The organism is Erythrobacter sp. KY5, assembly GCF_003264115.1.
Lineage (GTDB): Bacteria > Pseudomonadota > Alphaproteobacteria > Sphingomonadales > Sphingomonadaceae > Erythrobacter.
In genome coordinates this window covers 975,001-987,030 of the sequence record NZ_CP021912.1, presented here as the reverse complement: position 1 = coordinate 987,030, position 12,030 = coordinate 975,001, and the positions used below count along the sequence as shown (strand labels likewise).

The 12,030-nt window shown below is 58.4% G+C and carries 7 protein-coding genes, 3 tRNA genes and 2 rRNA genes (1 of these 12 only partly in view); 7 read left to right on the top strand and 5 right to left on the bottom strand.

Translation table 11 applies throughout. The annotated features are described in order from the left end of the window. Positions 1-47 precede the first annotated feature (47 nt). The 7 genes from CD351_RS04765 to CD351_RS04735 all read left to right on the top strand — a co-directional run bounded on the left by CD351_RS04765 (position 48) and on the right by CD351_RS04735 (position 8,173). The gene (locus CD351_RS04765; RefSeq protein ID WP_111991548.1) at positions 48-614 is read left to right on the top strand and encodes a DUF1214 domain-containing protein; all 567 of its coding nucleotides are present in this window, start codon (positions 48-50) and stop codon (positions 612-614) included. Then, positions 608-1,174 (top strand): DUF1254 domain-containing protein, encoded by a 567-nt coding sequence (locus CD351_RS04760; protein WP_111991547.1) that lies wholly within the window; start codon positions 608-610, stop codon positions 1,172-1,174. The genes CD351_RS04765 and CD351_RS04760 overlap by 7 nt, the downstream gene beginning before the upstream one ends. Positions 1,175-1,540: 366 nt before the next feature. After that, positions 1,541-2,989 (top strand): PLP-dependent aminotransferase family protein, encoded by a 1,449-nt coding sequence (locus CD351_RS04755; RefSeq protein WP_111991546.1) that lies wholly within the window; start codon positions 1,541-1,543, stop codon positions 2,987-2,989. A gap of 101 nt (positions 2,990-3,090) precedes the next feature. After that, positions 3,091-3,771, top strand: coding sequence for a pyridoxamine 5'-phosphate oxidase family protein (locus CD351_RS04750; protein ID WP_111991545.1), 681 nt, complete (start codon positions 3,091-3,093; stop codon positions 3,769-3,771). A 126-nt stretch (positions 3,772-3,897) separates the two neighbouring features. After that, the gene (locus CD351_RS04745) at positions 3,898-5,370 is read left to right on the top strand and encodes a serine hydrolase (RefSeq protein ID WP_162627609.1); all 1,473 of its coding nucleotides are present in this window, start codon (positions 3,898-3,900) and stop codon (positions 5,368-5,370) included. Positions 5,371-5,773: 403 nt separating this feature from the next. Next, positions 5,774-6,841, top strand: coding sequence for an ABC transporter substrate-binding protein (locus CD351_RS04740; RefSeq protein ID WP_111991543.1), 1,068 nt, complete (start codon positions 5,774-5,776; stop codon positions 6,839-6,841). Between the two features lie 144 nt (positions 6,842-6,985). Then, positions 6,986-8,173, top strand: a complete 1,188-nt coding sequence (locus tag CD351_RS04735) for a serine hydrolase (protein WP_111991542.1) — start codon at positions 6,986-6,988, stop codon at positions 8,171-8,173. Between the two features lie 253 nt (positions 8,174-8,426). Here the strand turns inward: CD351_RS04735 and CD351_RS04730 are convergent. From CD351_RS04730 to CD351_RS04710, 5 genes are all read right to left on the bottom strand, one after another. Further along, positions 8,427-8,503 (bottom strand) — tRNA-Met (locus tag CD351_RS04730). A gap of 111 nt (positions 8,504-8,614) precedes the next feature. Beyond that, positions 8,615-8,729: ribosomal RNA gene (gene rrf, locus CD351_RS04725) — 5S ribosomal RNA — on the bottom strand. A 141-nt stretch (positions 8,730-8,870) separates the two neighbouring features. Then, positions 8,871-11,660 (bottom strand): 23S ribosomal RNA (locus CD351_RS04720). Positions 11,661-11,923: 263 nt separating this feature from the next. Beyond that, positions 11,924-11,999 (bottom strand) — tRNA-Ala (locus CD351_RS04715). A gap of 11 nt (positions 12,000-12,010) precedes the next feature. After that, positions 12,011-12,030 (bottom strand) — tRNA-Ile (locus CD351_RS04710); it runs 57 nt beyond the window's last position.

Genomic DNA, 12,030 nt, shown 5'->3' with positions numbered 1-12,030 from the left:
TCGACCCTCAGGCGCAAGAGACAAAGCGCAGCTCAAGGTTGTTGGCGGTGAGCATTGTTGCACTCGCCGGTCTCCTGGTCGGCGCGGGCGTATCGATCTGGCAGACTGGACGTCCGGGGGTTTTGAACGGGATAGGCGGAAAAGACGGAGAAGCCTGGACCACGGACCCAGACATAGGCTCCGACAATGCGAACATGTTGCTGCGTGCCCACACTGCACGCCGCGGCCTTTTCGCGCTCAATCGATCCGAGGCGATCTACTACACACGTTCCACCGATGACACGGGGCGCCCATTGAGCGCGCGGTGCTACTACAGGATTGATGGCGGCGAGCTACCTGCCAAGTGGTGGTCGATCACCATCTACGCGGCCGATGCCTTCTTGCCGCGAAACGATACAGGCGCCTACTCGATCAACAAGAGCTCGCTGGAACAGAACGACGCGGCTTGGTCCGCTCTCTTGTCGAATAAGAAGGTCGGTGAAACCGGCAACTGGATTTCTACAGATCAGGCCGGAGAGTTCGATCTCGTCTTGCGGCTCTACGAGCCGGACGAGGACTTGCTCGCTTCGGTAGTAGCAGCTGACTTTCCTCGCATAAGGCGACTGTCATGCTGAAAGGGCCTTCCGTTGTCGGCCTTGGCCTCACATTCCTGGTCGCAGGAGCCGTGGGGTGGACGGCCACCACATGGGCGACCCCGCGCGTAATCATGAGCGCGGCGCTCGAACGCATTGAGGCTGAGGCTGGCGGTCCGAACCAAATGATCAAGGCACCACCGGTCGACGAGGAGAGCCGCGAGGTCGTGCGACCCTCTCCCGATCTCCTGTATTCTCTCTGCGCCTACGACGTCTCCGAGAGCGATATTCTTGTGAAGGTAGGAAGCACGCCGGGATATTGGTCCATCTCATTCTATGATGAGGCCACCAATAATTTCGATGTAAGGGGATACGGAGGTGGCAGCGAAGACTTGCGAATCTTCACGATCTCCAAGGGCGCGATGGCGCGGCAGGTCGTCCGCTCGCCTTCCAACCGCGGACTGGCGCTCATTCGGCGACGAGTTGGCAACCGGGAAGAGCTCGAAGCGGCCATCGACGCGCAACATGACGACGATTGCGGCCCGCTCCCAAATCGTGCCCATGCTTACGGCAGTTCTGCCCGACAGCCATTTCCTCTCTAGCCAATGCCATCCAGTTTGCTGCAGCCGCGAGACGCCGCCAGCCGCAGCATTAGCGATTTCGCGGCTGTTGGTGCAGTCACTCCTTGCTTAAAGCGAGGACCTGCTGTTTCAATCTGAACGCTAAGACCGGGGCGTCCGGTAACGGCCCAGTTCAAGTCGCGTGTCAGTGGCCGAAGCTGGGGCGCGACAATGCGTCATCTTCCACTTCGGAATTCGAGCCGATGGCCCCCAACCTTGTTGTTCGGCCCTTGTGTGTCGCCTTAGGATTGGCAGGCTGTCGATATAATCTTTTGAGCGTGAGCTAAGGGGGTTCCGCCGCGGGGATAGACAGCTGCCACGCTTTGCTCGGCCTGTTATACAGCAGCTATGAATATCGACACCATCTCGCTCGATCGCACTTCGAGGGAGAGCCTTTCGAGCCAATTTGCGCGCCAGCTCCGCAGCGCGATAACGAGTGGTTCCATCAAGTCTGGCCAGCGTCTGCCCTCGTCGCGAAGTTCGGCGGAAGCGCACGGCATTAGCCGGAATACCGTGGCGGATGCTTATGCTCAGCTCATCTCGGAAAGCTTCGCGGTGTCGCGGCCTGGCTCCGGGACCTATGTTGCGCAAGGGCTGGCCTCCACCGTCTCGGTGGTCGACGCCGCGCCGCCGAACGGCCCGCCGCAGCTTTCACGCAGGGGTGAGGCGATGGTGCAAGCGAGCCCGCCTGTCGATCCGCTCACCCGGCGCCCGGTGCTGGCCCCCGGCGTTCCCGCCACCGACCTCTTCCCGCGCGAAAGCTGGGCACGAGCCATCGCCCGCGGCGGGAGGTTGGCCGCAGGAAGGGACGTCGAGGACGATCCGTTGGGCTGGCGGCCGCTTAGGATGGCTATCGCCGATCATATCGGCCCCTCGCGGGCCGTGGCCTGCCATCCCGATCGGATCATGATCTTCGACGGTGCGCGCAGCGCTATCGAGCTGATGCTGAAGCTGCTTACCGACCCCGGCGATCGCGCGTGGCTCGAGGACCCGGGGTATACCGAAGCCCGGCACGTCATCAGCCACAATGGCGTCGAAGTCGTGCCGGTGCCGTGCGATGCGGAGGGGCTGATAGTGGAACACGGGGAACGCGCCGCTCCTAATGCACGGATGGCCTACGTCACGCCTGCGCATCAATATCCGTCGGGGGTCATCATGAGCGCAAGACGCCGCATGGACCTTCTGGCGTGGGCCGAGCGTAGCGGGGCATGGATCATCGAAGACGATTACGATGGCGAGTTCAGGCACCGCGGCTCGCCGACCGCAACCCTGGCGAGCATCGACCGCTCGCATCGCGTGATCCACATGGGCACATTCAGCAAGTCGATGTTTCCCGCGCTGCGCCTCGCTTATCTGGTCTTGCCCCCTGCGCTGGTCGACCCGGCGGCATCCCTACGCTTTGCAATGAGCGGACATACCGGTGTGACCGCCCAGAGAGGATTGGCCGAGTTCATCGTCTCGGGCCAGTTCGCATCGCATGTGCGAGCCATGCGGAAAGTCTATGGCGAGCGCCAGCAGGCGCTGCTGACGGCCCTCGATCAGCATTTCCGCGACAGGTTGAAGGTGGGTCCCGACGACACCGGGCTTCATATTACGGGCGAGTTTACCGCGCCTGTTGCGCAAGCAAAGCTGGCGGCGGCCCTGAAGCAGAGCGGGGTCGGTGCCAATCCGCTCTCCGCATATTTCGCAGATCCGCAAGGCGGCGCAGCTGGACTGGTCATGGGCTACGCGGGCTGGCCGGAAAAGGCGCTCGCCAAAGGCGTGAGGCTGCTGGCTGGCGCCTTGGCCGAGACCTAGCCTCTCCCCCAAGTGGACTGCTCAATTTGCGAGAATTGGCTCTTGGAAAGAGCCAATCTGCAAGCGATTGCGCTCTCGTGCAAACGGGAAAGGCAAACACGATGGCGCGATCACGAACACCCTATCTACCCGAAAGTCCCTTCACTGCCGCCGGGATCAACCGCGTAAAGCAGATCGCAAAACGCGGTGCGTACGACCGCGAGTCCGTTTTTGCGATTCTGGACCGGGGGTTCGTCGCGCATGTCGCCTTTATCGACGAGGGCCGACCCGTCGTCATCCCGCTGGTCTATGGCCGCAACGATGATCGCCTTTTTCTCCATGGTCACCGCAAGTCGCGCGCGATGACGTCTTGCGACGGGGAACCGGTGAGCCTGTGCGTCACCCTGGTCGACGGCATTGTGGTCGGTCGCTCGATCTTCGAATCCTCGATGAATTACCGCTCGGTCGTCGTGCATGGACGGGCATTCCCGATCGAGGAGACGGAGGCGCGGATGGAGGCGCTGCGATGCGTCTCGGAGCACATGTTCCCGGGTCGCTGGGACGAGGTTCGCGCGCCGTATGACAAGGAAATCAAGGGCACTGGCGTCTACGAGGTCGTCATAGAAGCCGCCTCTGCCAAGGTGCGGGCCGGTCCTCCCATCGATGACTACGACGAGTTCGACCCTGCCACATGGGTGGGTGTAGTCCCGGTGACGACTACCCTAGGGCGACCGATTGCCGACACCTGCGTGCCGCGCGATGCGCCGGTCCCGGCGTCCCTCTCACGGATCGTGAAGGGTTAGCTGGAAGTCCGATGGCAGGCATCTTGCCGCCTCGGTTGACACTTAGTGTTTTACAACACTAATACAGTTCTATCTAAACCGATTGGAGCCCCCTTGAAAAAACTGATGACCATTTGTGCGTTCGCAATGAGCGCCTCCGCCTGCGCGCCCGCCAGCCCGGTCCTCGAAGCGCGGCCCGCCACTGCGCTGCCGCCCGCTCAACATGTCAGGCTTGCCCAGCTCTGGCCGCAGGTCTCTGCCGAAATGGCGCAGAGCAAGCTGCACGGCCTCAGCGTTGCAGTCTTCGACAATTACGAGATCGTCGAAGTGCACACTGCAGGCGTGAAATCTATCGATACAGGCGCTGCCATGGATGAGCGGACGGCCTTTTCGACGGCTTCGATTTCGAAGGTCGCCACCGCCCTTTTATGCCTGATGCTCGCGCGCGACGGGGTGATCGATCTCGACAAGCCGATCAGTGGATATCTCAAGAGCTGGCAATTGCCCGCGAGCGAGGTGCCCGGCGCGGCCGATGTGACATGGCGGCAATTGCTCACGCACACTGCGGGCACATCGCAGCACGGCTTCGCGGATTTTTACGAAGGAGACGCGGTCCCTTCGCTCATCGACAGCCTCGAAGGAAGGCTGCCGCGCTATGACAAGCCAATAGAGTTCCTTTTCGCGCCTGGCTCCAGCTGGAAATATAGCGGCGGCGGGTATGTCATCGTGCAATTGGCGCTCGAAGATCATCTGGGTCGCACTCTCGAAGAATTCGCTGCAGAGCGAATTTTCGAGCCATTGGGGATGGCGGATACGACCATGGTGCAACCCGGTTCGGCGGGGTTTCCGACTAACGTCGCGCTTGTCCACGACGAGAGCGGTGCCGTCATCCGCACCGGCCTGCCGATCACGCCGCAGATCAGCGCATCGGGAATGTGGTCGACGCCGTCGGACATGGCGAGGTTCATGATTGCCTTCCAGCGCGCGCTGGACGGGCAGGAGGTCGGCGTGATCACCCCATCGCTGGCGCGCGAGATGACCGAAATTATCTCTTTGCGCTACGTGGGCGGGATAGGAACGCCTTTCTTCCGGGGCATGGGGTTCGGCAATACCGATTGGTTCCGCCACGACGGGTCCAACACGGGGGTCAATGTAGAGATGCTCGCCTCGATGCAGGGAGGCTACGGTGTCGTGATCATGGGCAATGGTGACGATCCGAACACCAACCCGGTCTTCGCCACGCTGCGGCGGGAAATCATCGACGCGATGGGCTGGCGGCATCGCCAGCGGTTGGACAGCCGCCCGGTCGAGCCGGCTCTGCGTGATGCCATCCTCGGCCCTTACAACGGGCTTCTGTACGGCATGGGCTTTGACTACCGGATTGAGCAGATTGAGGGCGAGCTGTGGGTGGGCTCGGAATTCTTCCAGCATTTCCTCGGTATTGATCGCAGCCGGATGCATCATCTCGGCAATGGTCTGTTCGCGGTCGAGGATTATCCCAACCGCCTGCGCTTCGAGCGCGGCGCCGATGGCTCGCTGGCCAATGTGCATGTTTTCCGAGAGGGCGATGACAGCGCGCCCGTCACTCGCTCGATTGCCGAGATGAGACCTGCCGAATGACCACCTTGGTGGCCGGGGTGCAATCGGATTGGTCGGGGGAAGCCTGATGCTCGGCGCTGTGTGGATGGTGGTGACCCGGTTCAGCAATTCGGTCGGTTGGCCGATCGCAAGCCATCTCCTGGTCAACATTGCCGGGTTCATTCCGCTCTTCGCCCTGCATTTGCGGGGTTAAGTCCAGAGGCTCGCGGTGATCGGGCCTGCTCCAAAAAAAAGAGGAACCGATCTGAGCTGGGTGCCTCCTGCGGAACGCACCTCCAAGTGTTCTATGGCCGCCGCAGCCCCCAAGTCTACATGAAGGCGCGGTAACGGCCTTAGCGCCTAGAGCACTGAAACACTGCCGATATCGGTTCAGTATAGGTGTGATGCCCACACTCTCGAAAGGAGACAAAATGGTGACGAAGGCATGATCCGCGTCGGCGCTCTGGTTCCATTGACGAGCCCCGGTTGGGCAGAGGCTGGGGAGCATCTGTTGGCAGGGATCAAGCTCGGAGCGCGTTGGATCAATGATCGGCGCGGCCCCCATCAAGAACCGGTCGAGCTTCTGGTGCGGGATACGGCGGGCGACGCCTCACGTGCGGTCGCGATCGTCGACGAGTTGGCGGCGGAGGGCATAACCGCCTTGGCCGGTGAATATCACAGCGTCGTTGCCAGCGCAGTGGCGAAAAGGGCGACCGAACTGGGGCTGCCCTTTCTTTGCTCCTCAGCCGTCCTCGACAATCTCACGGACATGCCGACGAATGTCGTCGCTCGCCTGGCTCCTGCCCAGTCGCGGGGTTGGCGTGTCTTTGCCGACTATCTGCTCGAAGCTGGGCATCGCCGAATAGCCGTCGCCCGACAACCGAGCGCTTACTGGGAAGCCGGATCGGAGATCTTGAACAGCCATTTGGCTTCACACGGGGCGGAACTGGGGGTGTTCGAACTCAATTCCCTTTCACCGGACGAACTGTCAAAGGCACTTGCGACCGATGGAGCGACGGCAGTGTTGATCCTCGCTGGGTATCCCGAACCTGCTGCTTCAGTTGCGAAGGCAGTGCGAAATGCTGCCGGGCTTGAGGATATTCTTATCGGCACTCCCGCCGGACAGGCCGAGTTTGCGGAATGGGCGGCATCGCTGGGTCAGAACGGCATGGGGATACCATTTCTGAGCTATCTGCCACCGGAATTGCCTCCATTGGGTCAGGAGATACAGGATTCGTTGCGCGCCCACCTGAACTGCCAACCATCGTTTGTCGCGCTTGAAGGCTTCGATACGATCCTGGCCTTGGTTGACGCTTTGGATCGGCGAGAGGTGCGCGATCCAGAACTCTGGGCGGGCGTCGATATTCATGGAACGCGAGGGAGAATTACCTTCTCCAAAGTGCCAGGCATCAATGTGTGGCAGTGGGCATGGCCGCCAATCGCGGTGGTGGAGCGTGACCGTGATGATGGCGGCCGGCTTCGGATGGTTTTTGAGCCTGAGAACGAGCTGTGACGCTGAGGGGAGTTGAGTGCGGTTTACGATCAGAAAGAACCAGACCGGCGACCGAGTAATCCTAGCGTCGAAGCCCATCTTGCCAATTGCAAGGTAGTGTATTACTTATGCAATACACTCACTCAGGTACTGGAAAACTTGTCTATGTCCCTCCCCCTGCGATCGTTCCTGAGCGTTTCGGCGTCGCTCGCTCTTGGTGCCTGTGCAGCTGACAATGGCGGAGTGCGCCACGCAACCGACGGCGCATCGGCCGAGATGGCGGTAGAGGATATGGATGTGCGCGCCCTTCTGACGACGCGCTTTGCCGATATAGCCGAGACGGAGGATATTCCGGCCATGTCGATCGGCGTGGTGCGCGGCGGGCGCAAGGCGGCAATCGTCAATCTGGGCCATCATGACCGCAGCGGCGAACGCCCTGTCGATGCGCAGTCGATCTACCAGATCGCCTCGCTTTCCAAGACGCTGACCGGTGCGCTGGTGAGCACGATGATCGCCGATGGCGCGATAGATCCGCAGCGGTCGGTCGCAAGCTATCTTGGCGATATCGTGAGCGACGACGCGAGCAGGCAGCTCGAAGCGATCACTGTGGAGAACCTCCTCCAGCATACTGCGGCGATCCCCGAACAGGCCTGTTCGCTCTATCGCCAGCGCGAAGAAGGCGAGGCGTGGCCGCACGGCTATTCACGCGCGAAACTGGTTGCGGATCTCGATGTGATCAAGATCGATCGCAGCAAGGTGGGCAGTTTCGCCTATTCCAGCTGCGGCTATGCGGTTCTTGGCCTGGTAGCCGAAAGTGCGGGAGGACAGGACTTCGCATCGTTGCTTGCGGGAAATGTCACCCGCCCAAATGGCATGCGCGATACGACAGTCGTGCCCGATGCAATGCAGCGTAAGCGGGTGACCACCCCCTATCGCAAGGATGATCGCAGCACCGCGACCTCAACCTCGGTGATGGGCATGGCGACGCCCGGCAGCGCGATCTATTCGACTCTCGATGATTTGATGACGTTCCAGATAGCGCAGCTTGCGGCCTATCGACGGCCTGCAAACGCCGCCGGTCCATCGCCGCTGGTGTTGACCACGAACCTGACCGATGTCGAAGGCCAGCCGGTTAAATTCGGTTACGGCCTGATCCAGCTCAGCCATCCAAAGGGCACTTTCTACCTGCATGATGGCGATGCCGATGGATTTGCTGCAGTCTATGTCTTTTCACCGGAGCACGATCTTGGGCTCACGATCCTGACCACCAGTGGTGGTCGCTGGTTAACCGATGCCGCGATCGAAACCATGGTCGAGATAATCGCATCTGAGGGAACGCCGAGGGGGTCGTGAGGGCGCCCTCGGCAGAAACGCCCGTCGGCAGATGAAGTTTGTGGATGCCTCGTCCTGTCATGAACGTCTGCTGTTCGAATGAAAGTAGTGCGACCCTAGGTCCGAATTTAGGGCGCAAAGCGGTCATTCTGCGACAACTGGAATTATACCGAGAAGTTCGCCGACAACTGCTTCCTATATGCTTCCAGCTGAAACGCAAAAAGGCCCCACTGGTGACAATGGGACCTTTTGCTTAATGAATTCAATAAGATGCTGGTTGCGGGAGTTGGATTTGAACCAACGACCTTCAGGTTATGAGCCTGACGAGCTACCGGACTGCTCCATCCCGCGGCACCTAACTCGGCGTTTAAGCGATATTCGCCAAAGACGCCAAAAGGGCCAGCCCGGAGGCAAGCCCTTTGACAAATGAATGGGTTATTCCACGCTATCGCTGGCTTCAATGCCTGGCGGCGACCTACTCTTCCGTGCCTTAGGACACAGTACCATCGGCGCTATCTGGTTTCACGGCCGAGTTCGAGATGGGATCGGGTGGGTCACAGACGCTATGACCACCAAGCAATGGAGCCAGCGAAAGCGGGTTTAAATCGATGTGCACCTGCCTCAATCTGGCAAATACATTGGTAAAGGGCGTTATCTGGCTGGAGAACTCCTCCGTCGCAGACTGACCTATTCAGGTCTGTCATTGACAGTGCAGACTCTCAAGCGCGAACAGAACTATTAGGACTGGTTAGCTTCACGCATTACTGCGCTTCCACACCCAGCCTATCAACGTCATGGTCTATGACGGTTCGAAGATACCTTATCTTAAGGGAGGCTTCCCGCTTAGATGCTTTCAGCGGTTATCCCGTCCATGCATAGCTACCCTGCGGCACCCTTGGCAGGATGACAGGTACACCAGAGGCATGTTCACCCCGGTCCTCTCGTACTAGGGGCAACTCCTTTCAAGTATCGACGCCCACGGCAGATAGGGACCAAACTGTCTCGCGACGTTCTGAACCCAGCTCACGTACCACTTTAATTGGCGAACAGCCAAACCCTTGGGACCTGCTCCAGCCCCAGGATGTGATGAGCCGACATCGAGGTGCCAAACGATTCCGTCGATATGAGCTCTTGGGAATCATCAGCCTGTTATCCCCGGCGTACCTTTTATCCGTTGAGCGATGGCCCTTCCACGAGGGACCACCGGATCACTATGACCGACTTTCGTCTCTGCTCGACTCGTCAGTCTCGCAGTCAGGCAGGCTTATGCCATTGCACTCTCGCAGCCGGTTTCCAACCGGCCTGAGCCTACCATCGCGCGCCTCCGTTACTCTTTAGGAGGCGACCGCCCCAGTCAAACTACCCGCCACAGAGGGTCCCACTACCGGATAACGGTAGTTGGTTAGACATCAGAAAACAGCAGGGTGGTATTTCACCTATGGCTCCACTTGGACTGGCGCCCAAGTTTCAAAGCCTCCCACCTATGCTACACAACTCTTTCCTAATGCCACTCTGAAGCTGCAGTAAAGGTGCACGGGGTCTTTCCGTCTAACCGCGGGTACTCCGCATCTTCACGGAGAATTCAATTTCGCTGAGCATATCCTGGAGACAGTGGGGAAGTCGTTACGCCATTCGTGCAGGTCGGAACTTACCCGACAAGGAATTTCGCTACCTTAGGACCGTTATAGTTACGGCCGCCGTTTACTGGGGCTTCAATTCGGAGCTTGCACTCCTCCTCTTAACCTTCCAGCACCGGGCAGGCGTCAGACCCTATACGTCGTCTTGAAGCCGACTTAGCAGAGTCCTGTGTTTTTGATAAACAGTCGCTACCCCCTGGCCTGTGCCCCCTGAAAAGAGTTGCCTCGATTCAGGGCCTCCTTCTTCCGAAGGTACGGAGGCAATTTGCCGAGTTCCTTCAGGATACTTCTCTCAAGCGCCTTGGTATACTCTACCTGACCACCTGTGTCGGTTTCGGGTACGGTCTATATGAAGAGGCTATTTCCTGGAACATCTTGGCAGCATGCCCAATCCAATAAGGACACACTACTTCCGACATCCGTCACACATCTTCAGGCCCACGAATATTAACGTGGTTCCCATCGACTACCCCCTTCGGGCTCGTCTTAGGGGCCGGCTTACCCTGCGCCGATTAGCGTTGCGCAGGAACCCTTGGTCTTTCGGCGAAAGGGCATCTCACCCTTTTTATCGCTACTCATGTCAGCATTCGCACTTCCGATATGTCCACCGTCGGTTACCCTTCGGCTTCAACCACTTACGGAACGCTCCGCTACCGCTCATAGTAAACTATGAACCCTAAGCTTCGGTGCATATCTTTAGCCCCGTTACATCTTCGCCGCAGGAACCCTTATTTAGACCAGTGAGCTGTTACGCTTTCTTTAAAGGATGGCTGCTTCTAAGCCAACCTCCTGGTTGTTTTGGGATTCCCACATGCTTTCCCACTTAGATATGACTTGGGGACCTTAGCTGTAGGTTAGGGCTGTTTCCCTTTTGACGACGGACCTTAGCACCCGCCGTCTGTCTGCCAGACAAGACTCGATGGTATTCGGAGTTTGGTTAGGTTTGGTACCGCTCGCGCAGCCCTAGCCCATCCAGTGCTCTACCCCCATCGGCATACATCTGACGCTCTACCTCAATAGATTTCGCGGAGAACCAGCTATTTCCCGGCTTGATTGGCCTTTCACCCCTAAACACAAGTCATCCGAGCATTTTTCAACATGCAACGGTTCGGTCCTCCAGTGCGTGTTACCGCACCTTCAACCTGCTCATGCCTAGATCGCCGGGGTTCGGGTCTAATCCAACATACTCAGTCGCCCTATTCAGACTCGCTTTCGCTTCGCCTACACCTAACGGCTTAAGCTCGCATGCTAGATTAAGTCACTGACCCATTATGCAAGAGGTACGCTGTCACCCCCTATGGGGCTCCAACTGCTTGTAAGCATCCGGTTTCAGGTACTGTTTCACTCCCCTAATCGGGGTGCTTTTCACCTTTCCCTCACGGTACTGTGTTCGCTATCGGTCATGTACGAGTATTTAGGCTTGGAGGGTGGTCCCCCCATGTTCAGACAGGATTTCACGTGTCCCGCCCTACTCAAGTCCTTTTCAATCATTTTTGCATACGGGACTGTCACCCACTATGGTCTCACTTTCCAGAGAGTTCTGCTAATTTATGAAAAGGCACTGGCCTGGTCCCGGTTCGCTCGCCACTACTACGGGAATCTCGGTTGATGTCTTTTCCTCCGGGTACTGAGATGTTTCAGTTCCCCGGGTTTGCTTCACCAAAGCTATATATTCACTAAGGTGATACCTTATCCACCTCTCTCGTTGGCCGCGAACGACCAACGAAAGAAATGGTGAAGGTGGGTTTCCCCATTCGGAAATCGCCGGATCAAAGTTTGCTCACAACTCCCCGACGCTTATCGCAGCGTGCCACGTCCTTCTTCGCCTGTACATGCCAAGGCATCCACCAAATGCTCTTACCTCACGCTTGAGAATCCACACCATCAACGACAGACCTGCATAAAAGTCTGCAGTCTAACGATGATGCGGAGGAATTATCTCAGCCAGATAATCAATTTGATTGATTTTGTGATGCATCGATCGCGTATAGAATGGTCGGCTAGACCATCCATGCAATCCATGCGCCACGGCATCGATTTAAAAACCCATTCACAATGTCAAATGTCGGCGGCAAATCCGCCTACTCGTTCGAAAACGAGATCTGTTTTCGTTTCATACAATCGGAAAGTTACCTGGTGGAGCCTATCGGGATCGAACCGATGACCCCCTGCTTGCAAAGCAGGTGCTCTCCCAGCTGAGCTAAGGCCCCTTATAGGTAAATGGTGGGCCTGAGAAGATTT

Excerpts from the sequence above, each read along its gene's own strand:
- CD351_RS04760 (WP_111991547.1), top strand. The coding sequence starts at position 608 with ATGCTGAAAGGGCCTTCCGTTGTCGGCCTTGGCCTCACATTCCTGGTC.
- CD351_RS04755 (WP_111991546.1), top strand. The coding sequence starts at position 1,541 with ATGAATATCGACACCATCTCGCTCGATCGCACTTCGAGGGAGAGCCTT.
- CD351_RS04750 (WP_111991545.1), top strand. The coding sequence starts at position 3,091 with ATGGCGCGATCACGAACACCCTATCTACCCGAAAGTCCCTTCACTGCC.
- CD351_RS04745 (WP_162627609.1), top strand. The coding sequence starts at position 3,898 with ATGAGCGCCTCCGCCTGCGCGCCCGCCAGCCCGGTCCTCGAAGCGCGG.
- CD351_RS04740 (WP_111991543.1), top strand. The coding sequence starts at position 5,774 with ATGATCCGCGTCGGCGCTCTGGTTCCATTGACGAGCCCCGGTTGGGCA.
- CD351_RS04735 (WP_111991542.1), top strand. The coding sequence starts at position 6,986 with ATGTCCCTCCCCCTGCGATCGTTCCTGAGCGTTTCGGCGTCGCTCGCT.